General features: G+C 62.1%; 20 protein-coding genes. 5 read left to right on the top strand and 15 right to left on the bottom strand.

Going from position 1 to position 26,339, the window contains the following annotated elements; translation table 11 throughout:
* Positions 1-323: 323 nt before the first annotated feature.
* The 4 genes from purH to htpX form a co-directional block, all read right to left on the bottom strand.
* Positions 324-1,934, bottom strand: coding sequence for a bifunctional phosphoribosylaminoimidazolecarboxamide formyltransferase/IMP cyclohydrolase (gene purH, locus CN933_RS16665; protein WP_102761829.1), 1,611 nt, complete (start codon positions 1,932-1,934; stop codon positions 324-326).
* Positions 1,935-2,075: 141 nt separating this feature from the next.
* On the bottom strand, positions 2,076-3,761 hold the full coding sequence (locus CN933_RS16670) for a heparinase II/III family protein (RefSeq protein WP_018098711.1): 1,686 nt from the start codon (positions 3,759-3,761) through the stop codon (positions 2,076-2,078).
* Between the two features lie 167 nt (positions 3,762-3,928).
* Positions 3,929-5,341, bottom strand: coding sequence for an RsmB/NOP family class I SAM-dependent RNA methyltransferase (locus CN933_RS16675; protein WP_026169014.1), 1,413 nt, complete (start codon positions 5,339-5,341; stop codon positions 3,929-3,931).
* Positions 5,341-6,300, bottom strand: coding sequence for a zinc metalloprotease HtpX (gene htpX / locus CN933_RS16680; RefSeq protein WP_100672643.1), 960 nt, complete (start codon positions 6,298-6,300; stop codon positions 5,341-5,343). Before htpX ends, CN933_RS16675 begins: the two co-directional genes overlap by 1 nt.
* Before the next feature lie 130 nt (positions 6,301-6,430).
* Here htpX and CN933_RS16685 point away from each other — a divergent pair, with 130 nt between their 5' ends.
* Positions 6,431-6,685 (top strand): DUF1674 domain-containing protein, encoded by a 255-nt coding sequence (locus tag CN933_RS16685; RefSeq protein WP_018098708.1) that lies wholly within the window; start codon positions 6,431-6,433, stop codon positions 6,683-6,685.
* A gap of 170 nt (positions 6,686-6,855) precedes the next feature.
* Here the strand turns inward: CN933_RS16685 and acs are convergent, their stop codons facing one another.
* Positions 6,856-8,805, bottom strand: a complete 1,950-nt coding sequence (gene acs, locus CN933_RS16690) for an acetate--CoA ligase (protein ID WP_018098707.1) — start codon at positions 8,803-8,805, stop codon at positions 6,856-6,858.
* Between the two features lie 276 nt (positions 8,806-9,081).
* Between acs and CN933_RS16695 the strand changes: the two genes are divergently transcribed.
* A complete protein-coding gene (locus CN933_RS16695; protein ID WP_018098706.1) occupies positions 9,082-9,780 on the top strand; it encodes a DUF1013 domain-containing protein in 699 nt (232 codons plus the stop codon).
* A gap of 102 nt (positions 9,781-9,882) precedes the next feature.
* Here CN933_RS16695 and CN933_RS16700 read toward each other — a convergent pair whose 3' ends face one another.
* Together CN933_RS16700 and CN933_RS16705 are read right to left on the bottom strand one after the other, a co-directional pair.
* Complete coding sequence (locus CN933_RS16700; protein ID WP_018098705.1) at positions 9,883-11,790, bottom strand: propionyl-CoA synthetase; 1,908 nt, start codon at positions 11,788-11,790, stop codon at positions 9,883-9,885.
* A 111-nt stretch (positions 11,791-11,901) separates the two neighbouring features.
* Positions 11,902-12,561 (bottom strand): YggS family pyridoxal phosphate-dependent enzyme, encoded by a 660-nt coding sequence (locus CN933_RS16705; protein WP_018098704.1) that lies wholly within the window; start codon positions 12,559-12,561, stop codon positions 11,902-11,904.
* A gap of 266 nt (positions 12,562-12,827) precedes the next feature.
* Here CN933_RS16705 and leuS point away from each other — a divergent pair, with 266 nt between their 5' ends.
* The 3 genes from leuS to holA are packed head-to-tail and all read left to right on the top strand — an operon-like array spanning position 12,828 to position 17,034.
* Positions 12,828-15,458, top strand: coding sequence for a leucine--tRNA ligase (leuS, locus tag CN933_RS16710; RefSeq protein WP_018098703.1), 2,631 nt, complete (start codon positions 12,828-12,830; stop codon positions 15,456-15,458).
* Positions 15,445-15,990 (top strand): LPS assembly lipoprotein LptE, encoded by a 546-nt coding sequence (locus CN933_RS16715; protein WP_018098702.1) that lies wholly within the window; start codon positions 15,445-15,447, stop codon positions 15,988-15,990. Before leuS ends, CN933_RS16715 begins: the two co-directional genes overlap by 14 nt.
* A gap of 12 nt (positions 15,991-16,002) precedes the next feature.
* Positions 16,003-17,034 carry a DNA polymerase III subunit delta gene (holA, locus tag CN933_RS16720; protein ID WP_018098701.1) on the top strand — a complete coding sequence of 344 codons (1,032 nt, stop codon included), beginning with the start codon at positions 16,003-16,005 and terminating at the stop codon, positions 17,032-17,034.
* A 9-nt stretch (positions 17,035-17,043) separates the two neighbouring features.
* Here the strand turns inward: holA and CN933_RS16725 are convergent, their stop codons facing one another.
* The 8 genes from CN933_RS16725 to hemE all read right to left on the bottom strand — a co-directional run bounded on the left by CN933_RS16725 (position 17,044) and on the right by hemE (position 26,121).
* On the bottom strand, positions 17,044-17,934 hold the full coding sequence (locus CN933_RS16725; protein ID WP_018098700.1) for a ParB/RepB/Spo0J family partition protein: 891 nt from the start codon (positions 17,932-17,934) through the stop codon (positions 17,044-17,046).
* Positions 17,935-17,966: 32 nt separating this feature from the next.
* Positions 17,967-18,761, bottom strand: a complete 795-nt coding sequence (locus tag CN933_RS16730) for a ParA family protein (protein ID WP_013844943.1) — start codon at positions 18,759-18,761, stop codon at positions 17,967-17,969.
* 14 nt (positions 18,762-18,775) lie between these two features.
* Complete coding sequence (rsmG, locus tag CN933_RS16735) at positions 18,776-19,417, bottom strand: 16S rRNA (guanine(527)-N(7))-methyltransferase RsmG (protein ID WP_018098699.1); 642 nt, start codon at positions 19,415-19,417, stop codon at positions 18,776-18,778.
* Positions 19,418-19,425: 8 nt separating this feature from the next.
* Positions 19,426-21,303 (bottom strand): tRNA uridine-5-carboxymethylaminomethyl(34) synthesis enzyme MnmG, encoded by a 1,878-nt coding sequence (mnmG, locus tag CN933_RS16740; RefSeq protein WP_026169013.1) that lies wholly within the window; start codon positions 21,301-21,303, stop codon positions 19,426-19,428.
* A gap of 112 nt (positions 21,304-21,415) precedes the next feature.
* The gene (gene mnmE, locus CN933_RS16745; RefSeq protein ID WP_102761830.1) at positions 21,416-22,735 is read right to left on the bottom strand and encodes a tRNA uridine-5-carboxymethylaminomethyl(34) synthesis GTPase MnmE; all 1,320 of its coding nucleotides are present in this window, start codon (positions 22,733-22,735) and stop codon (positions 21,416-21,418) included.
* Between the two features lie 339 nt (positions 22,736-23,074).
* The gene (gene rho, locus CN933_RS16750) at positions 23,075-24,340 is read right to left on the bottom strand and encodes a transcription termination factor Rho (protein ID WP_010970587.1); all 1,266 of its coding nucleotides are present in this window, start codon (positions 24,338-24,340) and stop codon (positions 23,075-23,077) included.
* 196 nt (positions 24,341-24,536) lie between these two features.
* Positions 24,537-25,079, bottom strand: a complete 543-nt coding sequence (gene hemJ, locus CN933_RS16755) for a protoporphyrinogen oxidase HemJ (RefSeq protein WP_018098696.1) — start codon at positions 25,077-25,079, stop codon at positions 24,537-24,539.
* Positions 25,080-25,089: 10 nt separating this feature from the next.
* Complete coding sequence (gene hemE / locus CN933_RS16760) at positions 25,090-26,121, bottom strand: uroporphyrinogen decarboxylase (protein WP_018098695.1); 1,032 nt, start codon at positions 26,119-26,121, stop codon at positions 25,090-25,092.
* Positions 26,122-26,339: the final 218 nt, after the last annotated feature.

Below are 26,339 nucleotides of genomic sequence, written 5' to 3' on the forward strand. Positions count from 1 at the left end.
GGAGGCCGGAGCGGGATGCGGTTTCCTCCGCATCCGGCGTCTTAACGGCTTGGAATCGATCGCGTTCATGTTTCAGGTCGAAACGGCCTAAGGAGGGTTGCAATCTCTCCTCATCCTCATCCCTGTGCTCGTCACAGGGATGAGAGCAGCGCCGCGTCTGCGGCGCGGGAAGCGTTCTTTCAGCCCAAGGACTTGGTCTGGCTGGATTCCTGTGACGGGCACAGGAATGAGGAAATCAAATAAGCCGCGGCGGTATCTTAGGGCCTTAGAGCACTTCCAGGTGTCACGGTTTTCCGCCCGGAAGTGCATTAGACAAAAGGCCTCTAGTGCCGGAAATGCCGCATGCCTGTGAAGACCATCGCGACATTGTGTTCGTCCGCCGCCGCGATCACTTCTTCGTCGCGCATCGAACCACCCGGCTGGATGACGGCGGTTGCGCCGGCCGCGATGGCTGACAGAAGACCGTCGGCGAAGGGGAGGAAGGCTTCCGAGGCGACGGCCGAACCGCGCGTCAGCGGCTCGGCGAGGCCGAGCGCCTTGGCTGCTTCTTCCGCCTTTATGGCAGCGATGCGCGCGGAATCGACGCGGCTCATCTGGCCGGCGCCAATGCCCGCCGTCTGGCCGTCCTTGGCATAGACGATGGCGTTGGACTTGACGTGCTTCGCCACCTTGAAGGCGAACTTCATGTCTTCGAGCTCCTGCGCCGTCGGCGCGCGCCTGGTGACCACCTTGAGCGTCAGGTCCTCTACCATACCGTTGTCGCGCGTCTGGACGAGCACACCGCCGGCGACCGTCTTCGCCGTCAGGCCGGGCGTGCGCGGATCCGGCAGGCCGCCGGTCGCAAGCAGCCGCAGGTTCGGTTTGCGGGCGATGACGGCTTTCGCCTCGTCGCTGACCGACGGCGCGATGATGACCTCGGTGAAGAGTTTGACAATCTCTTCCGCAGTCTCGGCGTCCAGTTCCTGGTTGAGCGCGATGATGCCGCCGAATGCCGAGGTCGAATCGCAGGCGAGCGCCCGGCGATAGGCTTCCGCGAGCGAGGACGCGGTCGCAACGCCGCAGGGATTGGCATGCTTGATGATGGCGCAAGCCGGTGCCTTTTCCGGCAGGAATTCCGCCACCAGTTCGAAGGCGGCATCGGTATCGTTGATGTTGTTGTAGGAGAGCTGCTTGCCCTGCAGCAGCGCCGCCGTAGCCACTCCCGGCCGTTTCTCGCCGGTCACGTAGAATCCGGCTTTCTGGTGCGGGTTTTCGCCGTAGCGCATCTCCTCCCTGAGCACGCCGCCGAGAACGCGGTGGCGCGGCATGGGCGTGTCGAGCACCTCGGCAAACCAGTTGGAGATCGCCGCATCATAGGCGGCCGTGCGGGCATAGGCCTTGGCCGCCATCTTCTGGCGGAAGGCGTAGCGCGTCGTCCCGTCTGCGATTTCCTCCAGCAGCGGCGAATAGTCCGCCGGGTCGGTGACGATCGTCACATAGGCATGGTTCTTGGCCGATGCCCGGATCATTGCGGGGCCGCCGATATCGATATTCTCGACCGTCGTCGGATAGTCGCCGCCTTTGGCGCGGACGTCTTCGAAGGGATAGAGATTGATGACGGCGAGATCGATCGCGGTGATGCCGTGCGCGCTCATGGCGTCCGCATGCTCCGCGTCGTCGCGGATCGCGAGAAGACCTCCATGGACGCCGGGGTGAAGCGTCTTGACGCGCCCGTCCATGATTTCCGGAAAGCCGGTCAGCTCCGAGACGTCGCTGACGGGAAGGCCGGCATCGGCAAGCGCCTTGTGCGTACCGCCGGTCGATACCAGCCGTATGCCCTTGTCGTTGAGGGCGCGGGCGAGTTCGACGATGCCCGTCTTGTCGGAGACCGAAAGGAGGGCGGTTTTGATCCGGACCTCGTCCGGGGCGGGGATTTTCTTGGAGGCGACAGCCATCGACCTTGCTCCTTTGGCAGCGCCGGACGCGTGGGCAAGAGGTTCCGGCGATTGGGATGGCTGCCCGTTAGCATAGCTTGTTGCCGGAAGGAACCTTCGGCGCCGCAACAACCGGAAAATAGGCCCGGCGCAGTTTCGACGTCATCCCTCCCGCGTGAAAGTCCACTGGATCTCCGGCTGCGAGGCGGCGGAGAAGGTCACGCTTATCTGCGACGAGGCGCGAACGCCGGAGGGATCGGCGAAGAAGATATCCTCCTCGATCGCGAGCGCACCGTCGCGGCAGGCGAAGAGCCATGTCTCTCCGTCGGGCGCCGTCAGATATATCTCGCTCTCGCTGTGCCGGCGCATGCCGATTGCCGGGTGGATGTGGAAACGGGCGACCGCGGCCGCGTCGTCGTCATTTGCCGGATCGCTGCCATCCTCCAGCAGCAGGCGGTCGCGGCCGCGGATCAACCGCCCGCCATTGAGAATTCCGATGTCGCGCTCGTGGATCAGGCCGAAGGGCGCAAGGTAGCCGTCGTGACTCGCTTTGACCTGCTCGATGCTTCCCGGCTCGTCCTTTCTCTCGACCGCGACGCGCGAGGGGCCGCTGATCATGATCGGGCCCAGAAACCGCGACTGCGAAAAGCGGCAGGAAGAGGTGTCGTCGACGGTGACGGTGGAATGCGCGGCGGTCGTGCGCGCCATCTGCCTGAATCGTTCGCCGGCGAATTTCGGCGCGCCGGAGTTGACGACGAAGCGATTCCTGCCGGAGGACATCTCGAAGGAGAGGCAGCCGGCATGGGCGGTTCGCGACAGGTCGACCGAAAGCGGACGCCCCGTGTCCATGATGATGACGGTATCGCCCATTGACAGGCGTTCGTAATGGGCGTGCGGCAACGACCGGAACGGCTCGCCGGACGTCTCGTCATATCTGAGCACCGAGGCGAGCTCATGGGCGAGAACCGATGTCGCGCCGTTGAAGAGGGCGAGCTCCCCGCTCTGGTGGCGGAAGAAGCGGAGCGCCGGATACATGCGGTCGATGCAGGGAATGAGCCTCGAGGGCACGTCGTGGCCGAGATTGACATAGGTCTGGCGCAGCGGCAGCAGATCGAGCAGCAGCTCGAGCCCGGCCCGGGGGTTTCGGGAGAAATGCGCCCCGTCAGGCAGAAGCTGCCGCTCCAGCTCCAGATCCAGATTGCGCGACGCCTTGCGGATAGCCGAAGCCGTAGCCGGCATCGAAACGGAGGCCATGGCGAGTGCCAGGCGAACCCTCAGGCGCGCCTCTCCGTCGGTCACGGTGTCGGCGACATTCCGGAGGTAGCGGACCTGAAGGGCAAGGCTTCTCAGGAAGCGGCGATAGAAACCGTGCTCGGCATTACGCAGCACCACCGGCGAATGGGACAGCCAGGCGATGACGCGCTGCGCAACCACATCCGCTTCCCACGAGATTTCGCCGATGCTTCGGCCATGGCAGCCGATCCAGTCGTCCATGATCTGGCGCAGCCTGATAGAGCCTGCTTCGTCCTGAATCGCCCGCATGTGCCGCAGCCAGCCGAAGGAATGAAGGCGAACCGCGAACTCGTGCGACGGCAGGTCGATTTCGAAAGGCGACTCGCCTTCGGTATCCAGAACGCGGCCGGCGAGCGGAAAGCGACCCGCGAGAATCTCTTCGGCGGCGAAGGGATCGATGGCCCGAAGATCCGTGGGTGCGACGATCAGACGGGCGGGCGTGGAGCCCGCAACGCGCAGCGCCGCCGTCTTCCCGCGCGAAAGCAGGCGCGCCAATCGGCGTTGGCCTTCGCGCAAATACAAATATAGGAGCCTGGTTTTACTGGAAAACGGCATCGGCGCCCGTGGGTTTCCTCTTCAACCGGAGCCGATTCGAGGATCATGCAGAAGATCGGAATCGTGCGGGAAAGATCATTAAATATTTATCAACCCTGTCGCCATTGATAGGCGGGCCGTCCGAGGGCGTCAATTGTCACAGCAAAACAGTCTGTTGATGAGCGCCCTCAGGCTCCCGCACGGCGCAGCACGGCGGCATAAAAGCCATCGAGGCCACCGGCGAAGGGCGGTTCCAGTGGAAGCATCGCAGGTGTCGTGCGGAACTCTCCAAGCGCGGTGATCGCCTTTTCGAGCCCCGGCCAATCGGCTGCGTCGATCGGCACCCGTTCGCATCCGCCGTCGGCGACGACGCGGGCGACGACCTCCTCGCCCTCCAGAGGGTCGAGCGAGCAATTGGAAAAGACGATGAGGCCGCCGGGCTTTACCAGGGTAAGCGCATGCCGCAGCAGCCGTTCCTGCAGCCTGGCAAGCTTCTCGACGTCCGGCGGGCCTTTCGTCCAGAGCACGTCGGGATGCCGCCGGGTGGTGCCCGTCGAGGAGCAGGGGGCGTCGAGAAGGGCCGCGTCAAAGAGCTCTTCCGGCCGGAACTCGGCCATGTCGCTCTCCTTGGTCCGGGCCTCGAAGCCCAGCCGCTCGAGGTTCGCCTTGAGCCGCCGCAACCGGCTTGACGACTGATCGAGCGCGGTCACCTCCGCCCCCGCGAGGACGAGCTGCGCCGTCTTGCCGCCGGGCGCAGCACAGAGATCGACCACCTTTTTCCCGTGGACATCGCCGAAAAGGCGGGCCGGAATGGAAGCGGCCGCGTCCTGGACCCACCAGGCGCCTTCCGAAAAGCCTGAAAGCGACGGGATCGAACCGGAGAAGTCCTGAAGACGAACGGAGCCGGTCGGCAACACGGTGCCAGCGAGCCGTTCCGCCCAGGACGCCGCATCGGATTTCACGGTCACGTCGATGGCGGCGGGTACGAGCTGCGCCTCGGAGATGCGCTCGGCCTGGTCGGGACCGTAACAGGCGACGAGCCTGTCGAAGAACCAGCCGGGCATCGCCGGCACTTGCTGCAGCTTTTCGAGAATTTCGTCCTTTTCACGCGAAAGCCGCCGCAATACGGCGTTGACGAGGCTTGCGAAACGGCGGTTGCGCGGGTCGGACTGGGCCTGTTCCACTGCGAGATCGACTGCCGAATGATTCGGAACGTCGAGATAGAGAATTTGCGCGGCGGCAACGGTCAGCACGTGTTCGAGAGCCCGCGCACCCTCGGGCAGAGGCGTTTGCAGAAGCGAGTCGATGGCCGCGCGAATGCGCGGCAGATGGCGGAGTGCCGAGTTGAGAATGGCGCGCACCAGCGCGCGATCTGCTTCGCTCAACTCGCGATAGGCCGGGTTCCCGCGCTCCGGATCGAGCATTCCGTCGAGCGGCGTCTTGCGGTCCACCACCGCCGCCAGGATCTTGGCAGCCGCCTGGCGGCTCTTCAGGCCCGGTTTGGCCGCGGCATCCGCGCCGGGCCGGGCTCCTCCCGCTCTTGAGCGATTGTGCTCGCGGGATCGTTTCGGACGTGAATCGTTCTTGCGGTTTTCGGGCATCAGGACCAAGGGCCTTTCGGCGGTTCGGAACCACCGCGACCCCAGCCGGTTCTCGGGACAGAGCGCGATTTGCGCCCTGCATTATCAGGGCGGACCGGCGCCGTCGAGCCCGTGGACGTCTCGCGGGCCATTCTCTCCAGAGCCGCCACCCGGTTCTCCGTGTTCGGATGGGTCGAGAACAGATTGTCCATCCGCTCGCCCGAGAGGGGATTGATGATGAACATATGCGCCGTCGCCGGATTGCGCTCGGCGTCATTGTTATGGATGACCTGCGCGGCACCGGCGATCTTGCGAAGCGCCGAGGAAAGCCAGAGTGGATTGCCGCAGATCTCCGCCCCGCGGCGGTCGGCGGAATATTCGCGTGTACGGCTGATCGCCATCTGTACAAGCATGGCCGCGAGCGGGGCGACGATCATCGCGATCAGCACGCCGATGAAGCCGAGCGGATTGTTGTTCTCGCGGTTGCCACCGAAGAAGAAGGCGAAATTGCCAAGCATGGAAATCGCACCGGCGAGCGTCGCCGTCAGCGTCATCGTCAAAGTGTCGCGATACTGGATATGAGCGAGCTCATGCGCCATCACCCCGGCAACCTCTTCGTAGGAAAGCGAATGCAGCAGTCCCGTCGAAGCGGCGACCGCAGCGTTCTCGGGATTGCGGCCGGTGGCGAAGGCATTCGGCTGGGGGCTGTCGATGACGTAGACGCGCGGCATCGGCAGGCCGGCATTCTTCGCCAGATCGCGGACGATGCCGTAATATTCCGGCGCGCTGCGCTCGTCCACCTCCTGCGCCCGGTACATCCGCAGGACCATCCGGTCGGAATTCCAGTAGGAGAAGAAGTTCATGCCCGCGGCGATGACGAGGGCGATCATCATGCCACCGCGGCCGCCGATGACATAGCCGACGGCCATGAAGAGGACGGTCATGAAGGCAAGCAGCATTGCCGTGCGCATGAGGTTCATGAATGAGCTCCAACCATATCGGTGTCCTTTCCGCGCCTCCTGGAAAGCCGCTTGCAGCCGCTTCGTTCCATTCGGTACGCGCAAAGGTTTCACGTGAATCAAGCTTTTCCGTTCACACGGAAGTGCCTATATGATGGGTATAGACGGCCAGCTCTTCAATATCGTTACGGAAACCGCGATCTGTATGCAGAACGACAACGACAATTCTCCCGACCGACCCAAACGTCCGCTTTCCCCGGCAGCGCTGCGTGCTCTGAAGGAGGCCGAAGAGAGGCGACGTGCCGAAGCGCCGAAGGATATGCCGGCGGAACTAGGCGGGCGCGGCGGCCTCGACCCGGCTCGCTTCGGCGATTGGGAGATCAAGGGCCGCGCGATCGATTTCTGAGGCAGGTCGTTTCAATTTCGTTTCGGTAGCGAATCGAGCGCTGCGTTCGCGGCTGGTAGAGGGCGGGGTTGAGCCCCTCATCCTAACCTTCTCCCCGCAATGCACCTTCGCCCCGCTTGCGGGGAGAAGGTGCGGCAGCGGGATCAGTGGCTCTCGCCACCCAGCTCACATCACGCGCGGTTCTGACGATTGGCGATCAGGTCGTCGACGACACCTGGATCGGCGAGCGTCGACGTGTCGCCGAGCGAACCGAAATCGTCCTCGGCGATCTTGCGGAGGATCCGGCGCATGATCTTGCCCGAGCGTGTTTTCGGCAGGCCGGGCGCGAACTGAATCTTGTCCGGCGTCGCGATCGGCCCGATCTCCGAACGCACGTGCTTGACGAGCGCCTGGCGCAGTTCGTCGTCTCCGACCTCGCCGGCCATCAGCGAAACGTAGCAGTAGATGCCCTGACCCTTGATCGGATGCGGATAGCCGACGACCGCCGCCTCGGAAACGAGGTTGTGCGAGACGAGCGCCGATTCCACTTCCGCGGTTCCCAGCCGGTGGCCGGAGACGTTCAGCACGTCGTCGACACGGCCGGTGATCCAATAGTAGCCGTCCTCGTCGCGGCGGCAGCCGTCGCCCGTGAAATACTTGCCCTTGTAGGTGGAGAAGTAGGTCTGGATGAAGCGTTCGTGGTCGCCATAGACCGTCCGCATCTGCCCGGGCCAGCTGTCGGTGATGCAGAGGTTGCCGTCGGCCGCGCCCTCTACGACCTTGCCGTCGCTGTCTACGATCTGCGGCTGGACGCCGAAGAAGGGCCGCGTCGCCGAACCGGGTTTGAGATCGGTGGCCCCCGGCAGCGGCGTGATCAGTATGCCGCCGGTTTCAGTCTGCCACCAGGTATCGACGATAGGGCAACGCTCGTCGCCGACAACGTGATAGTACCACTCCCAGGCTTCCGGATTGATCGGTTCGCCGACCGTTCCGAGCAGGCGCAGCGAAGAGCGTGAGGAGCGCTTGACGAAATCGTCGCCCGCTCCCATCAGCGAGCGGATCGCGGTCGGCGCGGTGTAGAAGATGTTGACCTTGTGCTTGTCGACCACTTCCCAGAATCGTCCCGCGTCGGGGAAGTTCGGCACGCCCTCGAACATCAACGTCGTCGCCGCATTGGCGAGCGGCCCGTAGACGATGTAGGAGTGGCCGGTGACCCAGCCGACATCGGCCGTGCACCAGTAGATGTCGCCGTCCCGGTAGTCGAACACGTATTGATGTGTCATCGAAGCGTAGACGAGATAGCCGCCGGTCGTGTGCAGCACGCCCTTCGGCTTGCCGGTAGAGCCGGACGTATAGAGGATGAAGAGCGGGTCCTCCGCGTTCATCTTTTCCGGCGGGCAATGCGGCTCCACCGTCGCGGTCTCCTGATGATACCAGAGATCGCGGCCCGGAGCCCAGCCGACTTTGCCGCCGGTGCGGCGCACGACCAGGACCTTGCTGACCATTACGTGCTGCCTGGCAGCGATATCGACCGCCGTATCGGTATTCTCCTTGAGCGGAATCGGCTTGCCGCCGCGCAGGCCCTCGTCGCAGGTGATCACGAAGGTGGACTCGCAATCGACGATTCGGCCGGCCAGCGCCTCGGGCGAAAAGCCGCCGAAAACGACCGAATGGATCGCGCCTACGCGCGCGCAGGCGAGCATCGCATAGGCCGCTTCGGGGATCATCGGCATGTAGATGGTGACCCGGTCGCCCTTCTTGACGCCGTGCTTCTTCATGACGTTGGAAAGCCGGCAGACCTTGTCGTACAGCTCGTTATAGGTGATGTTCTTGTCGAGATAGGGATTGTCTCCCTCCCAGATGATCGCCGTCTTTTCGCCGTGCGTCTTCAGATGGCGGTCGATGCAATTGTAGGACACATTGGTCAGTCCGTCTTCGAACCACTTGATCGAGACATCGCCCTCGAAGGAGGTATTCTTGACCTTGGTATAGGGCTCGAACCATTCGATCCGCTTGCCGTGCTCGCCCCAAAACTTCTCCGGATCGGCAACGCTCTCGCGATACCATTCGAGATAGGTCGCATTGTCGAGCAGCGTGCGGTTCCTGGCCGCTTCGAGGACCGGGTAGGTCTTGACGTCCATAATTTTCCTCCCTGCGCATTTCTGGTCAGATCATGGGCGGATGCCGGCGGAAAACTGCGCACAGAGTTCCTCATTCCGCCCTGGATCGGCTCCCACCGGTCCTTTGCGACAATTCATAAGCAGGTCGCTTCCGGTCCGCAATTAGACAAAAGCACATTTGAAAGTGAAGAATTGCAATTTCGAGACAAGAACGGTATAGAACCCCCAATTCCCGGAAATGAGTGGTAGACTCCACGGCCCGCGACACCGGCGCGGACGGACAAAAGGACTATATCCATGGCTCAGCAACTGCTTATGCCCAAGGCAACAGCCGTCTGGCTGGTTGACAACACCGCACTCTCGTTCGACCAGATCGCGCAGTTCTGCAAGCTGCACCCGCTCGAGGTCAAGGCGATTGCCGACGGTGAATCGGCGCAGGGTATCAAGGGCCTCGATCCGATCGCTACCGGCCAGCTTTCGCGCGACGAGATCGCACGCGCCGAAGGAAATCCGAATCACAAGCTCAAGCTTTCGGAGCCGAAGGTCCGCGTCCCGGACTCCAAGCGCAAGGGCCCGCGCTACACGCCGGTCTCCAAGCGTCAGGACCGCCCGAACGCCATTCTGTGGCTGGTCCGCAACCATCCGGAGCTGAAGGACGCACAGATCTCGCGTCTTGTCGGCACGACGAAGGCGACGATCGAGCAGATTCGCGAGCGCACCCACTGGAACTCCGCCAACCTGACGCCGATGGACCCGGTGACTCTCGGCCTCTGCTCGCAGATCGACCTGGACCTGGAGGTCGAGCGCGCCTCCAAGGGGCGCCCGCTTCCTTCCGCAGCCGAGACTGGCGCGACGCTCGAATCCGCGCAGGAGACCGAGAAGCTCGACTACGGCCACGATCGCGAAGAGGAGAAGGAAATCGACGCCGATGCCGTCTTCGCCAAGCTGAAGTCGCTGAAGTCGGACCGCAAGGACGACGAGGAAGACGACTACTGATCGCTTCGCCATCTGCGAGATGAGAAAACCCGGATCGCAACATCCGGGTTTTTTATTGACCGTCGCTGACGGAAAACAGTTACACGCTTTCCTGGAAGTGCTCTAAGCGCCAATCCCCTTTGACCGCAACAGTTCGGTAATCTCGTCGAGGATCGCCGGATCGTCGATCGTCGCCGGCATCGTCCAGGGCTGGCGGTCGATGATCTTCTGGATCGTAGAGCGCAGGATCTTGCCGGATCGCGTCTTTGGCAGCCGCTTGACGCAGACCGCCGTCCTGAAGGCGGCGACCGGCCCGATGCGCTCGCGCACGAGACCGATGACCTCCTTCTCGATTTCTTCTGTTTCACGGGAAACATTGGCGTTGATGACCAGGAAGCCCGCCGGCACCTGCCCCTTGAGGGGATCGGCGATGCCGATCACGGCGCATTCGGCGACATCCGGATGGCTGGCGCAAACCTCTTCCATGGCCCCCGTCGACAGCCGGTGTCCCGCAACGTTGATGATGTCGTCGGTCCGCGCCATGATGAAGATATAGCCGTCCTCGTCGAGATAGCCGGCATCCGCCGTTTTGTAGAAGCCGGGATATTCCTCGAGATAGGCCGCATGGAAGCGGTGATCGGCATTCCAAAGCGTCGGCAGGCAGCCGGGCGGCAAAGGCAGCTTGATCACGACATTGCCGAGCGTGCCGGTTTCCACCGGGTGCCCCGCGTCGTCGACGACCTGCACGTCGTAGCCGGGGAGGGGAACGGCCGGGGAACCGTATTTTACCGGCAGGAGGCCGAGACCCAATGGATTGCCGGCGACGGGCCATCCTGTTTCCGTCTGCCACCAGTGATCGATGACCGGAACCTTCAGCGCCCGTTCCGCCCAGCGGATCGTGTCCGGGTCGGCCCGCTCGCCCGCAAGATAGAGCGCCCGGAACCGCGACAGGTCGTAACGGCCTGCATAGACAGCTTCCGGATCCTCTTTCCGGATCGCTCGCAGCGCCGTCGGCGCAGTGAACATGACGGCGACGCCGTGTTCGGAAATCACGCGCCAATAGGTTCCGGGGTCGGGCGTCCCGACCGGTTTTCCTTCGAAGAGGATCGACGTGCAGCCGGTAAGGAGCGGCCCGTAGACGATGTAGGAATGACCGACCACCCAACCGATGTCGGAAGCCGCCCAGAACACGTCGCCGGCATTGACGCCGAAGAAGTTCTCCATCGACCATTTGAGCGCGACCATATGGCCGCCATTGTCCCGCACGACGCCTTTCGGCTGGCCGGTCGTCCCGGACGTATAGAGGACATAAAGCGGATCGGTGGAGGCGACCGGCGTGCAAGAGGCTTCCTCACCGGCGTCTCTGGCCTGCGCAAGCGCCTCGGCGAAATCGATGTCGCGGCCGCGAACCATCGAGGCGGCGAGCATATCGCGCTGATAGATCAGGCAATGGGCCGGCTTGTGGCCGGCCGTTTCGATCGCCTGATCGAGCAGAGGCTTGTAGGCGACGGTCCGACCGGGCTCCAGCCCGCAGCTTGCCGAGACGACGAGCTTCGCCTGGCAATCATCGATGCGCATGGCAAGTTCGTTGGCGGCAAAGCCGCCGAAAACGACAGAATGCACCGCGCCGATCCGCGCTGCCGCGAGCATGGCGATCGCCGCCTGCGGAATCATCGGCATGTAGATGATGATGCGATCGCCCTTGTCGACGCCCAGCTTGCGGTAGATTGCAGCCATCGCCTTCACATCGGCGAGCAGGTCCGCATAGGAGATCCTCTCGATCCGGCCGGTGACGGGGCTGTCATAGATAAAGGCCGGCTGCTCGCCTCGGCCGGCCTCGACATGCCGGTCGAGGCAGTTGTGGCAGGTATTGGTGACGCCGTCCGGAAACCAGTGGCCATAGGTGCCGCCGGCAGGCTCGAAAATGCGCGCAGGCCGCTCGAACCAGTCAATCGCCGATGCGGCATCTGCCCAGAAGCCGTGCGGATCGGCCTTCCACGCGGCATACACTTCGGAATAGCGGCTCGCCATATCCGTTTCCTCCCACTCGCTCTCCGGACGAGAAGCCCGGTTCCTCCACTTCGCAAGATAGGCGAACCGAGGTAAACGGGAACCCCGACGAAAGGGTAATGGAATTGGAACTCAGCGTGCTCCGAAAATGGCGGAGCCTACCCGCACGCCGGTGGCGCCGAAGGCGATTGCCGTTTCGAAATCGCCCGACATGCCCATGGAGAGCCTGGAAAGGCCGCACTGATCGGCAAGCTTGGCGAGCAGGGCGAAGTGCGGTCCCGGATTTTCGTCCAGCGGGGGAATGCACATCAGTCCTTCGATGTTCAGAGCCAACTCGTCACGGCAGAGCCTGACGAAGGCGGCCGCGTCTTCCGGCGCGATGCCAGCTTTCTGCGGCTCGAGACCCGTGTTCACCTGAACATAGAGGCGGACATTGCGCCCCTGGCGCTGCATTTCGGCGGCGACCGCGCGCGCGATCTTCTCCCTGTCGATCGTCTCGATGACGTCGAAGAGCGCAACGGCGTCTGCAGCCTTGTTGGATTGCAGCGGACCGATCAGGTGCAGCTCGATGTCCGGGGTCTCACGCTTGAGCGCGGGCCATTTGGCTTGCGCCTCCTGCACGCGGTTCTCGCCGAAGACGCGCTGGCCAGCCTCGATGACCGGCCGGATCGTCTCGGCGTCGAAGGTTTTCGACACGGCCACCAGACTGACGGCATTTTCCGAACGCTTCGCCGACTTCTCGCTTGCGTGAATCCGGCTCAGCACTTCGTTCAGCCGTTCCTCGACTTCCATTCCACGCTCCCGTTCAAGATCGTCTAAACATCTTCGCTTGTGGCTTATTGAAACTTGCAACGCTTGCCAAGTCCAGCGCAAGCCGGAGCGGGCGGGTTCGCTTTGGCCGCGGCGTTATCCTTCCCGTGCTTGAAATGCCAAATCGAAGGGATCACCCGGCGAATCCTTCAAAACTTGACGCTTGGGGCGTTTCGTGGTGAAGGTCACGCCAGCTATCACGCGCGGGCGCTCGCGCCCGGCAGAATTTCCGGAACATCGACAAAGACATGGCTACCGAACGATATAATCCGCGCGATGCCGAACCGCGCTGGCAGCACCAATGGGAAGCGGGCAAGGTCTTCGAGACCAAGAACGACGATCCGCGCGACAAATATTACGTCCTGGAGATGTTCCCCTATCCGTCCGGGCGGATCCACATGGGTCACGTGCGCAATTACACGATGGGCGACGTGGTCGCCCGCTACAAGCGCGCCCGCGGCTTCAACGTGCTGCACCCGATGGGCTGGGACGCCTTCGGCATGCCGGCGGAAAACGCTGCCATGGAGCGCGGCGTTCATCCGGCGAGCTGGACCTACCAGAACATCGCCTCGATGAAGGCGCAGCTCAAGGTCATGGGGCTTTCGCTCGACTGGAGCCGGGAGTTTGCGACCTGCGATCCCGAATATTACCAGCGCCAGCAGCATCTTTTCCTCGATTTCCTGGAAAAAGGCCTGGTCTACCGAAAGCAATCGAAGGTCAACTGGGACCCGGTCGACAATACCGTGCTCGCCAACGAGCAGGTGATCGAAGGCCGCGGCTGGCGCTCCGGCGCGCTCGTTGAACAGCGCGAGCTGACGCAATGGTTCTTCCGCATCACCGACTTCAGCCAGGATCTGCTCGACGCGCTCGACACGCTCGACGAGTGGCCCGAAAAAGTGCGGCTGATGCAGAAAAACTGGATCGGCCGTTCGGAAGGGCTGTCGGTGCGGTGGGAGCTCGATCCGGCGACAGTCCCCGGCGAGGAGAAGGAAGTCACCGTCTATACGACGCGGCCCGACACGCTGTTCGGCGCCTCCTTCCTGGCGATCTCCGCCGATCATCCGCTCGCCAGGGATGCCGCAGCCAAGAACGCCGAGATCGAAGCATTCTGCGAGGAATGCCGGCGCGCGGGCACGTCGCTCGCCGCATTGGAGACGGCAGAGAAAAAGGGCATCGACACCGGCATCCGCGCGCGGCACCCCTTCGATCCGAACTGGGAGCTGCCGGTCTACGTCGCCAATTTCGTGCTGATGGACTACGGCACCGGCGCCATCTTCGGCTGCCCTTCGGGCGACCAGCGCGACCTGGACTTCGCCCGCAAATACGATCTGCCGGTCGTTCCGGTGGTGATGCCGAAGGATGCCGATCCGCAGACCTTCACGATCGGCGACGAGGCCTATGACGGCGACGGCGTGATGATCAATTCGCGCTTCCTCGACGGGCTCTCGGCGCAAGAGGCGTTCGAGACCGTCGCCTCCAGACTCGAAAACGATCTGCTGAACGGCACGCCGCGCGGCGAGCGCAAAGTCAATTTCCGCCTGCGCGACTGGGGCATTTCCCGCCAGCGCTACTGGGGTTGCCCGATCCCGGTCATCCATTGCGACGACTGCGGCGTCGTTCCGGTGCCGAAGGCAGACCTGCCCGTGACGCTGCCGCCGGACGTGACCTTCGACAAGCCCGGCAATCCGCTCGACCGTCACCCGACCTGGCGTCACGTCGCCTGCCCCCAGTGCGGCAAGGACGCGCGCCGGGAAACCGACACGATGGATACCTTCGTCGATTCCTCCTGGTACTTCACCCGCTTCACGGCGCCCTGGGAGGACAACCCGACGGATCCGAAAGCGGCCAATCACTGGCTGCCGGTCGACCAGTATATCGGCGGCATCGAGCATGCGATCCTGCATCTGCTCTATTCGCGCTTCTTCACCCGCGCGATGAAGGCGACCGGCCACGTGGCGCTGGACGAGCCTTTCAAGGGGCTGTTCACCCAGGGCATGGTCGTCCACGAGACCTATAGCCGCGGCGAAGGCGCGCAGCGGGAATGGATCACGCCCGCCGAAATCCGCGTCGAGGAAACAGACGGACAGCGGCGCGCGGTCCACATCGAGACCGGCGAGGAAATCGCCATCGGATCGATCGAGAAGATGTCGAAGTCGAAGAAGAACGTCGTCGACCCGGATGACATCATCGGCTCCTACGGCGCCGACACTGCACGTTTCTTCGTGCTCTCCGATTCGCCGCCGGATCGCGACGTTATCTGGTCCGAAGCAGGCGTCGAAGGCGCCCATCGCTTCGTGCAGCGCGTCTGGCGTCTTCTGACCGAGGCCGCGGAGAAGCTGCGTGCCGTCGATGCCGCACCGGCAAGCGGAGGCGAGGGGCTGGCCGTGTCCCAGGCCGCGCATCGCACTCTCAAGGCGGTAGAGGCCGACTATGACAAGCTCGCCTTCAACAAGGCGGTCGCTCGCATTTACGAACTGGTGAACGCCATGGCCGCCCCGCTGACGCAGGTCGCGAGCGGCAAGGCGGACAACGCTCTGACTGCTGCGGTAAAGGACGCCGCCACGATCCTGATCAACCTGATCGCGCCGATGATGCCGCATCTTGCGGAAGAATGCTGGCGCGAGATCGGCGGCAAAGGTCTGATCGCCGAGAAGGCCTGGCCGAAATTCGATGCTGCGCTCATCGTCGAGAACGAGATCACGCTGCCGGTCCAGGTCAACGGGAAAAAGCGCGCCGATTTGACAATCGCGCGCGACGCAGATCAGAGTGCGATCGAAAGCGCCGTGCTCGCTCTCGACGCCGTAAAAGCCGCGCTCAACGGCGGCAGCCCGAAGAAGATCATCGTCGTGCCTCAGAGGATCGTCAATGTCGTTGTCTGATATAGCTGGCTTCCGTCTTCGGTCCTTGGGCTTCGTAGCCGGCGCATTGTCGCTCGCGGCACTTGGCGGCTGCCAGGTCAGGCCCCTTTATTCCGACGGTCCTACCGGTTCGACCTCTGTCGCGCTTGCCGCGATCGAGATTTCGGAAGCCAACGATCGCGTCGAGCAGGAAGTCCGAAATGCCCTCGTCTTCCTGACGTCGCGTGGTCAGGGCGAACCGGTCAATCCGCAATATCATCTGGCGCTCAGCGTCTCGCACCGGACGATGGGCGTGCTCTATGAGAGCACGGATCTCGACAATGACGACGACGACGCCGGAGCCGGCCGCATCGTCGTGAAAGCGGACTACAACCTGACCAAGACCGCCACCGGCGAGACCGTGAAGTCAGGGAACCGGACGGCCGTCGCTTTGGTCGACTTCCCCCAGCAGGAATTCGCGAAGATACGCGCCGTGCGCGATGGCGAGAATCGCGCCGCCAAGGAACTGGCGGAGATCATCGGGGCCGACCTCGCAGCCGCTCTCGGCCGCTGATCCGTTCGTCAGATGAGCGAGGTCAAGTCGCACGAATTCGATAATTTCCTGCAGCGATCTGCGGCGATCTACCGGCTTTTCCTGCTCTACGGTCCCGATCGCGGCCTCGTCTCGGAACGCGCGTCCGAGCTCGCCGGCAGCTTCGGCCTTCCTCTCGATGATCCTTTCGCCGTCGTCAAGCTTGATGCCGGGTCATTGCAGGGCGCGGGAAGCGTGCTTGACGAAGTCAATGCCATCGGCCTCTTTGGCGGCGATAAGCTGGTCTGGGTGCGCGGTGCATCCGCTGAGAAGGCGCTCACCGAAGCGCTGCAGATTCTCGCGACCGACCCGCCCGCCGGCGCCCGGCTCATCATAGAAGCGGGCGACCTCAAGAAGGGGGCGGCGCTCAGGAAAGTGGGCGAAACTTCCCGCTCCGTCGCTTCGATCGCCTGCTACAGCGACGATATCAGGGGCCTGCAAGCACTTGTCGACAAGGAACTTTCGGAAGCGGGCCTGCGCATAGGTCCCGCCGCGCGCGAACGCCTGGTGGAGGCGCTCGGGGGCGACCGTATGGCTTCGCGCAACGAGCTCCGGAAACTCGCCCTCTATTGCCGCGGCAAGGATTTGGTCGACGAGGACGACGTTCTCGGCATCGTCGGCGACGCCAGCGCCATTTCGGTCGATGATGCGGTCGATGCGGTATTGAAGGGCGACGCCGACGCGCTGCTGCATGCAATGAAGAAGATCACAACATCCAAGACGCCGCCTTTCCTGGTGCTTCAGGCCTGTCTGAGGCAATTCCAGCAGCTCGACGTGATGCGTGCCGAAATGGATGCGGGCCGCCAGTCCGCGGGTCAGGTCGTCGCAAGCCTTGGCCGCGGCCTCCACTTCCGCCGCAAGCCGGTTGTCGAAGCGGCGCTGAAACACTGGACCGCTCCGGCGATCCGGCGCGAATTGGGCCGCCTGCAGGCGACCATCTATCAAAGCCGCAACCGCCAGAGCCTCGAGGAGAGCCTGGTGATCCAGAATCTCCTGGCGATCACGATCCAGTCTGCGCGGCGTTGAGGTTATGCGTCAACGCCGCTCGAGCAGCCGGCAAATCTCTTCCAACTGGTCGAGCGTCTTATATGTAATCTTGAGGTGCCCGCCACTGGCCTTGTGGTTGACACTCACTTCCAGGCCGAGGCTATCGGACAGGGTGCGCTCCAGCGCCAGCGTATCGGCGTCCTTCTCCTCGCGCTGGCGGCCCTTTGCGTAGTTGGGATCGTTCTGCGACTTGATGTCATTCTGCGCCAGCCGTTCGGCCTCGCGGACCGAAAGACCTTTCGAGACGACCGCACGCGCCAAGGCCACTGGGTCCGATGTGGGTATAAGGGCGCGGGCATGGCCCGCGGAAAGGCTGCCATCGGAAAGCATGTCGCGCACGGGCTCCGGCAGCTTCAGAAGGCGAAGGCTGTTCGCAACATGGCTCCGGCTCTTGCCGATGATGTCGCCGAGATCGTTCTGCGTGTAGCCGTGTTCCGCGATCAGTTGCTCGTAGCCCAGGGCTTCTTCGAGGGGATTGAGGTCGGAGCGCTGAACGTTCTCGACAATGGCGATCTCGAGCGCTGTCCTGTCGTCGACATCGCGCACGATGACCGGTATTTCGGTGAAGCCCGCAAGTTGCGCCGCGCGCCAGCGCCTTTCACCGGCAATGATCTCATAGCGGTCGTGACCGACGGTGCGCACGACGACCGGCTGAACGATGCCGTGCTGGCGGATCGAGCTTGCAAGGTCCTGCAGCTCAGCCTCGTCGAACTGCCGGCGGGGGTTGCGAGGGTTGCGGGAAACGAACTCGATCGGGATCCGCCGATCGGCGCTGATGGCGGCGGCCGGAGCCGCGCCGGCGTTCAGCGGCTGGTCCATTTCGCCGATCAACGCGGCAAGGCCGCGACCCAGACGCCTCTTGGAGCTGTCATCGTTCATCTGACACCTGATTAGTTACGCTACCGAAACGATTAAGCGGCCTTCCGCTGCCTCTCGCGCTGAATGACTTCCGAAGCCAGTTGGAGATAGGCCTGACTTCCGGCGCATTTGAGATCATAAAGAATGGCCGGCTTGCCATAGGAAGGGGCCTCGGACACCCGCACATTGCGGGGAATGAGGGTATGATAAACTTTATCTCCCAAATGCAAGCGAACGTCGCTGACAACTTGCTGGGCGAGATTGTTCCGGGAATCGAACATGGTCAGCACGATGCCCTGAATATCGAGGCCCGGATTCACCGTCTGCCGCACCTGATCGACCGTCTCCAGCAGCTGGCTCAAGCCTTCTAGCGCAAAAAACTCACACTGCAATGGTACGAGAACCGAATGCGCGGCTGCCATTGCGTTCATCGTCAAAAGATTGAACGATGGCGGGCAGTCGACCAGCACATAGGAATAGGCAAGAGCGTCCACCGAAGCCAAAGCCTTACGCAGCCTGAAAACTCGATCCGATTCCTTGGAAATCTCCATCTCGACGCCGAGCAGATCCATGGTCGAAGGCACGATGGCCAGATTTGGCACCGCCGTATCCTGGGCAATCTGGCCGATCGAATGGGTCCCCATCATCAGCTCGTAGGAAGACAGATGCCGGGCACGACGCTGGATACCCAGCCCGGTGCTCGCATTGCCTTGCGGATCGAGATCGACGATCAGCACCCTTTCACCGATGGCGGCCAGCGCCGTAGCAAGATTGATGGCCGTCGTCGTTTTGCCGACGCCGCCCTTCTGATTGGCAATAGTGATGATCCGATTCTTTGGGCCAAACATGTTTCGCTCGCCTATCACTTCGTCCGACGTGAAAGATTTGCAATCTCGAGCACAACCGAATCCGGCTCGACGACACTTGCATGTTTTAACAGATCGAATTGAAAGCGGCTAACGGCTTTGTCGACTTCCTGCTGATAATCCCGCCCTTTGTGAAAGAATGCCACCGTTTTGGAGCCTTCCATGAGCATCCATGGCGCACAAAGATCGAGCAGTTGGCTCAGATCGGCGAGCGCACGCGCCGAAATCGCGTCGCAATTCGGGATTTCAGCGGGTGCCGCTTCGATTCGAATCGGATGAACGGAACCCCTGGCACCGGTTTCCCTGAGCGCGACGCGTAAAAAGGCAGCCTTCTTGTTATTGCTCTCGACCAGGTGAACCCATCCGTTCTCTGCCTCGGAAAGACAAATGGCCGTAATGACCCCAGGAAATCCTCCGCCGCTTCCGAGATCGACCCAGGTCTTCGGGGCAGGGGAGAGTTGATAAAGCTGGATGCTATCTAGGATATGGCGCTGCCATAGATCCCCCAGCGTCGAGGGGGCGACGAGATTGATCGATCGCGCCCATTTCTGGAAGAGGGAGGCAAAATGCTCGAGCTTTTCGACCGTTTCACGTGAAACACGCAATCCGTTCAGTGCCGGAACTAGACTCGCTTGCATTGTATACCCTATCCACCCACACGTTGTGCCTGGCGATCCTGCCTTCGTAGCCAGGACAGAATGAGAGATATCGCCGCGGGCGTCACGCCATCGACCTTCATAGCCTGGGCGAGGTTCCGCGGCTTGTGTTGTGCCAACTTTTGCTTCAGCTCGTTCGAAAGCCCGGGAAGCACGTCGTAATCGAAATCATCCGGTATGATCGTATTCTCGTCACGCCTTACACCGGCAATGTCAGTGGCCTGGCGATCCATATAGACAGCATAGGCCGCATCGATCTCCAGCGCCTCGACCACCCCGGCCGGAATGTTTTGAAGTTCGGACCAAACCGGTTTCAAAGCAGCGATCGACTGATCCGGATAAGAGAGGATATCGAAAGCGGTACGACGCTGGCCGTCCTGATTGAGCTTCAGGCCGAAACGCTTGCCCTCGCTTGGCGTAACCGAAAGTGACTGCAGGAGCCTGCGTCCCGTCTCGAAGGAATGCTTCCATGCCTCGAAGCGTTGACGGCGCGCGTCGCCGACACATCCGAGCGCAATGCCCGCTGGCGTCAGCCGCATATCGGCATTATCTGCGCGCAACGACAGCCTGTATTCCGCCCGCGAGGTAAACATGCGATAGGGTTCGCTTATTCCCCGCGAGGTCAGGTCATCGATCATCACGCCGATATAGGAGTCCGTGCGGCTGAAGACATAGGGAGCTCGTCCGCTCGCGCGAAGCGCGGCATTCAAACCGGCAACGAGGCCCTGAGCTCCGGCTTCTTCATATCCCGTCGTGCCGTTTATCTGACCCGCAAGATACAGTCCGGGCATTTTGCGCACGCCCAGGGAAAGTTCCAGCTCCCGCGGATCGACATGATCGTACTCGATCGCGTAACCCGGCTGGAGAATCTTGACCTGCTCCAGACCGGGAATCGTACGAATGAAGGCGTCCTGCACATCCTCGGGAAGGGAGGTCGAAATCCCGTTCGGATAGACGGTGTCATCGTCTAGTCCCTCCGGCTCCAGAAAGATCTGGTGTCCATCTCTCTCGCCGAAGCGGACGATCTTGTCCTCGATAGAGGGGCAGTAGCGTGGGCCAACGCCTCCGATCTGTCCCGAATACATCGCGGACTGGTGGATGTTATCGGCGATAATCTTATGCGTCGCATCCGTGGTCCGCGTCACGCCGCAATCAATCTGGCGATTGATGATCGCATCGGTCATGAAGGAGAACGGGACCGGATTTTCGTCCGGGCCTTGACGCCCGACGCGGTCCCACTCGACCGTGCGTCCGTCCAGGCGCGCCGGCGTGCCGGTCTTCAATCGACCAAGCTGCAGGCCGAAGCGCCGCAGTGTCTCAGAGAGACCCAAGGACGGTTCCTCGCCCGCGCGACCGGCCGGTATCTTGCGCTGGCCGATATGAATGAGGCCCTTTAGAAACGTGCCGGTCGTGAGAACGACGGCTGATGCGCGAAAGACTCGGCCGTCCTTCATAATCACGCCACGAACCACACCGTCTTCGGTCAACAGGTCGAAGGCATCCCCTTCGATCACCGAGAGGTGCTCGATCCCGTCGATCTCCCGCTGCATCGCCTCGCGATACAGCTTGCGGTCTGCCTGGGTGCGGGGACCGCGCACTGCAGGCCCCTTACGCCGGTTGAGAAGCCGGAACTGAATACCCGCGGCATCGGCCACACGTCCCATGAGGCCGTCGAGCGCATCGATCTCCCGAACGAGGTGGCCCTTGCCCAACCCGCCGATCGCGGGGTTGCAGGACATTACCCCGATCGTATTCCTTTTATGTGTGATGAGAACTGTACGGGCGCCGAGCCGCGCGGAAGCAGAGGCAGCCTCGCAGCCTGCGTGGCCTCCACCGATCACAATGACATCATAGTCCATCTCAGACATGCTCCAGCCTAGCTTTGCTCAGCTTCCGCCTTGATTGTCAGTTCATGCCGTCGAGTCAAGGGCGTTTCACGTGAAACGCCCGAGGCGACTCGCCTGCGTTGTATCCGTCGCGTTATTTTCCGATACAGAACTCGGAGAATATCACGTCCAAAAGGTTCTCCACATCGACCCGCCCGGTAATCTTACCCAGGGCATCTCCTGCTTGCCGAAGCTGCTCAGCACGCAGTTCGAGTTCGGAAAAACTCAGGCTCCGCTCCAGCGCCGAACTGGCCTGTCGCAGACAATCGACGTGGCGCTTCCGGGACGGCATCGCTAGGGCTGTCTTACCGGCCAGATCGGGGAGATGCGACTGCAGTGCCGTCAATAGATCGGCCATGCCCTCACCGGTCCTCGTGGAAAGAAAAATGTCCGCATCCGATGGAGCCCAACTTGGTGAGGGGCGGTCGACCTTGGTTGCGACCCGAATGACGGGGACCTTTTCCGGAAGAGCCTCATCAAGCCGGAATGATCCCGGTTTTTCCGATAGCAGAAGGACAAGATCGGCATCGGCGATAACCTGCCGGGCTCTCCGAATACCCTCCCGCTCCACAAGCTCATCCGTTTCACGAAGTCCCGCCGTATCGAAGAGTTTAACTGAGAATCCGGCTAAGGAAAGGTCTACGGACAGAACGTCGCGTGTAGTTCCCGCGACCTCCGTCACGATCGCGATGTCCCTTCGGGCCAGTGCATTCAGCAAGCTCGACTTGCCTGCGTTCGGCTCACCGGCAATGACGATCTTGAGCCCGTCCCGGATGATTTCGGCCAGGCCGGCGCGCGCGATATGTTCATCGATTTCCTGGCGGAGCCTGCCGATATCCTCCCAGATCGCGGCGCTGACGGAACCCGGCACATCGTCTTCATCCGCAAAGTCGAGCTCTGCCTCGATCATTGCCCGCGAATGGGTCAGCCGTCGGGCCCAACCGGCATAGAGTGCGGATTGTCCGCCGCCCGAATGCTCTATGGCGAGACGACGCTGCATTTCCGTCTCTGCAGCAATCAGGTCGGCCAGCCCCTCCACCTCCACCAAGTCCAGTTTGCCGTTCTGAAACGCCCGCCTTGCGAACTCTCCGGCCTCCGCATGCCGTAGCCCCTCAGTTGCGGCGAGCTCCTCGAGGATGGCGCTTACCACGGCTCGTCCGCCGTGAACCTGCAATTCGCAGCAATCTTCACCGGTGAAAGACGCCGGCGCCGGGAAATAGAGCACCAGGCCGCTGTCCAGCGTCTCACCGTTTCGAGTCCGAATCGTTCTGAGCGCCGCGATGCGTGGCGCAGGCAGAGCTCCGCAAAGTCGCACCAGCGCATCAGCGGTCGCCGGACCGCTCACACGTATAATGGCAACGCCTGCAGGCAGCGAGCCGCTCGAAAGAGCGTAGATCGTATCGGTGGATGGCATCGGCTTACCGGTTTACGCAACGACGAGCAGGTTTGGCGCCGGCCATACCCGCCATTTCGGCATATTGAACATTGGGGATCGGGCAGAGCCTCGGAAGCGCAATTGGTGCGACACTCGTCCGGCTATTGCGAAGCCGCCTTATGCACCGAGCCGCGCTCGAAATCAAGTGTCGCTCTGTTTGGGCGCATATCCACCCCGGCGTTTCACGTGAATCACTCCCGTCCCGGGATCACGGTCGATGGGGGAAAATGGCGGCAGAAGGAAGTGCTCCATCCCGGATACGCGAGAGGCCGGCGCTGGGCGGCGCCGGCCTCTCGGCTGAGAAAGAGAGTCTCGATCTTACGTATTCATCGAGTCGAAGAAGTCGCCGTTGGTCTTCGTCTGCTTCAGTTTATCGATGAGGAACTCGATCGCGTCGGTGGTGCCCATCGGCGCGAGAATGCGGCGCAGCACGAAGATCTTCTGCAGGTCCTGACGCGGGACAAGGAGGTCCTCCTTACGCGTGCCGGACTTCAGAATGTCCATGGCCGGGAAGATGCGCTTGTCGGCGACCTTGCGGTCGAGGACGATTTCCGAGTTGCCGGTGCCCTTGAACTCTTCGAAGATGACTTCGTCCATACGGCTACCGGTGTCGATCAGAGCCGTTGCGATGATCGTCAGCGATCCGCCTTCTTCGATGTTGCGGGCCGCGCCGAAGAAGCGCTTCGGACGCTGCAGAGCGTTTGCGTCGACACCGCCGGTCAGTACCTTGCCCGATGAGGGAACGACCGTGTTGTAGGCGCGGCCGAGACGGGTGACGGAGTCGAGCAGGATCACCACATCGCGACCGTGTTCCACGAGGCGCTTGGCCTTTTCGATCACCATCTCGGCGACCTGGACGTGGCGCGTCGCCGGCTCGTCGAAGGTCGAGGACACTACCTCGCCCTTGACCGAGCGCTGCATGTCCGTGACTTCCTCCGGCCGCTCGTCGATCAGGAGGACGATCAGGTAGCATTCCGGATGGTTCGCCGTGATCGAATGCGCGATGTTCTGGAGAAGCACCGTCTTACCGGTGCGCGGCGGCGCGACGATCAGGCCACGCTGGCCCTTGCCGAGCGGCGCGACCAGATCGATGACGCGCGCCGAGAGATCCTTGGACGTCGGGACCTCGAGTTCCATCTTGAAGCGCTCGTTCGGATAGAGCGGCGTCAGGTTGTCGAAGTGAACCTTGTGGCGGATTTTCTCCGGATCGTCGAAGTTGATCGTGTTGACCTTCAGAAGCGCGAAATAGCGTTCGCCTTCCTTCGGCCCGCGGATCGGGCCCTCGACCGTGTCGCCGGTCTTCAATGAGAAGCGGCGGATCTGCGACGGCGAAATGTAGATATCGTCGGGACCGGGGAGATAGTTCGCATTCGCCGAGCGCAGAAATCCGAATCCGTCCTGCAGGACCTCGACGACGCCCTCGCCGATGATCTCGATCTCCTGCTGAGCCAGCATTTTGAGGATCGCGAACATCAGCTCCTGCTTGCGCATCGTGCTGGCATTCTCCACCTCGAGCTCTTCGGCAAAGGCCAGGAGGTCGGTCGGCGTCTTGTTCTTAAGTTCTTGAAGCTTCATTTCAGCCATGAAGGGTCCGTGCTTGATAGGGGATTGGGAGCCGGCGCGATTTGTCAGGGAGCTGCGAGGGGGGAAGAGGCAGGCTCTAAAACTTCGTCACAGGCCACAGGAAGAAGGAGATGAGGGAAAATAGCGATTCACGTGAAGCGCCGCAAGGGGTCGCGGCAAATTAGCAGCAACTATTGCAACTGCGAATCGATTGAATTCAAAATGGTTTCACCACGACGAGGATGACGATGGCGATCATAAGCAGGGTTGGCGCCTCGTTCATCAGCCGCCAATAGCGCGCGTCGCGGCGATTCTCGTCCCGCTGGAAGGCTTTCACCGCGCGGCTGAAATGCACATGCACCAGCGTCAGCAGAAAAACGCAGAGAATCTTCGCATGCAGCCAGCCGCCCATAAAGCCGTAGACGCTCCAGGCGAGGTAAAGTCCGAGCACCCAAGAGATCATCATGGCCGGATTCATGATGACCTTGAGCAGTCGCTGTTCCATCATCTTGAAGGTCTCGGACTGTTCCGATCCGGGCGCTGCATCGGTGTGATAGATGAACAGACGCGGCATGTAGAGCAGCGCCGCCATCCAGGAGATCACCGCGATGATGTGGAGCGCCTTGATCCACAGATAGAGGTCGTCCGGCTGCCCGGCGAAGAGGCCGATCAGCAAAGCCGCAAAGGCCGCGACCGCGATCGCCGCACGAAGGCGCGCCCGTTTACCCGGAACGCTGTCGGTTTGGCGTTCCCCTCTCATAGCTGCCCTTTCATCGCGATCCCCGAACGCGGGCGACGAGTGCGGCAACGTGATCCGGATCGGCGTCCGGCGTTATGCCGTGGCCGAGATTGAAGATCAGCGGCCCCTGGCCGAGGACGTCCAGGATGCGATCGGTTCCATGCTCCAGCGCCGCGCCACCTGCCACGACCCGTACCGGATCGAGATTGCCCTGAACGGGACCGTCCTTCTGCAATTCGGCGGCGAAGGAGAGCGGCACCGACCAGTCGAGGCCGATCGCATCCGCACCGGTCGCCTGCCGATAATTCTTCAGCAGAAGGCCCGCACCCTTCGCGAAAGCGATGATTTTCGCAGAGGGGCGGCGCGCGCGGACGGATGCGATCATCCGCCGGACGGGCTCGATCGCGAATCGCTGAAACTCCTCCTCACCAAGCACACCGGCCCAGGAATCGAAGATTTGCACCGCATCGGCGCCGGCATCGATCTGCTCTACCAGATAGTCGGCGGAAATATCGGCGAGCAGCGTCAGAAGGCGCTCGAAAGCCTTGGGATGACGGTAGGCGAAAAGACGCGCAGGCGCCTGATCCGGCGTCCCGCGGCCGGCGATCATATAGGTCGCCACCGTCCAGGGCGCCCCGCAGAAACCGAGGAGCGTGGTCTCCGTCGGCAGTTCGCGTCTCAGCCGGGCGACCGTCTCGAAAACCGGAGCCAGGTGAGCGATGACGCCATCGGGGCTCAGCCGGCCAATCCCGTCCTCGTCGATCGGATCCATTCGTGGACCCTGTCCCTCTTCGAAGCGGACATTGCGCTTGAGCCCATCGGGCACCACGAGAATATCGGAGAAAAGGATCGCGGCGTCGAAGCCGTAGCGGCGGATCGGCTGTAAGGTCACTTCGACCGCGAGATCCGGCGTGTAACAGAGGTCGAGAAAGCTTCCGGCCTTCGCACGCACCGCCCTGTATTCGGGGAGATAGCGTCCTGCCTGTCGCATCAGCCAGATGGGGGGAGGGGTGAGCGTTTTGCCGCTCAAAACCTCCAGCACTTTGCGATGCGTTCCGCTCACTTGCCGCTTCCTAATCTAAAAATAAAACTGAATTTATAAGGTTTCTATTTCTTAGAGTCGGTGGGTATCAAGGATTAAAATCGATCCTCATCCTATCCAGTCCGCCTCAATCTCCCGCAAAAAGGCGGGAGGGATTCCGGCCAATTTGCGCGTTGAGCGGGGAAACCCGGGAAAACACTGCAGAGTCAGTCCTTTGCCGGCGGTCGGGAGTTTGCGGT

This window comes from Sinorhizobium sp. M4_45 (genome assembly GCF_002885915.1).
GTDB classification, from domain to species: Bacteria; Pseudomonadota; Alphaproteobacteria; order Rhizobiales; family Rhizobiaceae; genus Sinorhizobium; species Sinorhizobium meliloti_A.

Excerpts from the sequence above, each read along its gene's own strand:
- purH (WP_102761829.1), bottom strand. The coding sequence starts at position 1,934 with ATGGCTGTCGCCTCCAAGAAAATCCCCGCCCCGGACGAGGTCCGGATC.
- CN933_RS16670 (WP_018098711.1), bottom strand. The coding sequence starts at position 3,761 with ATGCCGTTTTCCAGTAAAACCAGGCTCCTATATTTGTATTTGCGCGAA.
- CN933_RS16675 (WP_026169014.1), bottom strand. The coding sequence starts at position 5,341 with ATGCCCGAAAACCGCAAGAACGATTCACGTCCGAAACGATCCCGCGAG.
- htpX (WP_100672643.1), bottom strand. The coding sequence starts at position 6,300 with ATGAACCTCATGCGCACGGCAATGCTGCTTGCCTTCATGACCGTCCTC.
- CN933_RS16685 (WP_018098708.1), top strand. The coding sequence starts at position 6,431 with ATGATGGGTATAGACGGCCAGCTCTTCAATATCGTTACGGAAACCGCG.
- acs (WP_018098707.1), bottom strand. The coding sequence starts at position 8,805 with ATGGACGTCAAGACCTACCCGGTCCTCGAAGCGGCCAGGAACCGCACG.
- CN933_RS16695 (WP_018098706.1), top strand. The coding sequence starts at position 9,082 with ATGGCTCAGCAACTGCTTATGCCCAAGGCAACAGCCGTCTGGCTGGTT.
- CN933_RS16700 (WP_018098705.1), bottom strand. The coding sequence starts at position 11,790 with ATGGCGAGCCGCTATTCCGAAGTGTATGCCGCGTGGAAGGCCGATCCG.
- CN933_RS16705 (WP_018098704.1), bottom strand. The coding sequence starts at position 12,561 with ATGGAAGTCGAGGAACGGCTGAACGAAGTGCTGAGCCGGATTCACGCA.
- leuS (WP_018098703.1), top strand. The coding sequence starts at position 12,828 with ATGGCTACCGAACGATATAATCCGCGCGATGCCGAACCGCGCTGGCAG.
- CN933_RS16715 (WP_018098702.1), top strand. The coding sequence starts at position 15,445 with ATGTCGTTGTCTGATATAGCTGGCTTCCGTCTTCGGTCCTTGGGCTTC.
- holA (WP_018098701.1), top strand. The coding sequence starts at position 16,003 with ATGAGCGAGGTCAAGTCGCACGAATTCGATAATTTCCTGCAGCGATCT.
- CN933_RS16725 (WP_018098700.1), bottom strand. The coding sequence starts at position 17,934 with ATGAACGATGACAGCTCCAAGAGGCGTCTGGGTCGCGGCCTTGCCGCG.
- CN933_RS16730 (WP_013844943.1), bottom strand. The coding sequence starts at position 18,761 with ATGTTTGGCCCAAAGAATCGGATCATCACTATTGCCAATCAGAAGGGC.
- rsmG (WP_018098699.1), bottom strand. The coding sequence starts at position 19,417 with ATGCAAGCGAGTCTAGTTCCGGCACTGAACGGATTGCGTGTTTCACGT.
- mnmG (WP_026169013.1), bottom strand. The coding sequence starts at position 21,303 with ATGTCTGAGATGGACTATGATGTCATTGTGATCGGTGGAGGCCACGCA.
- mnmE (WP_102761830.1), bottom strand. The coding sequence starts at position 22,735 with ATGCCATCCACCGATACGATCTACGCTCTTTCGAGCGGCTCGCTGCCT.
- rho (WP_010970587.1), bottom strand. The coding sequence starts at position 24,340 with ATGGCTGAAATGAAGCTTCAAGAACTTAAGAACAAGACGCCGACCGAC.
- hemJ (WP_018098696.1), bottom strand. The coding sequence starts at position 25,079 with ATGAGAGGGGAACGCCAAACCGACAGCGTTCCGGGTAAACGGGCGCGC.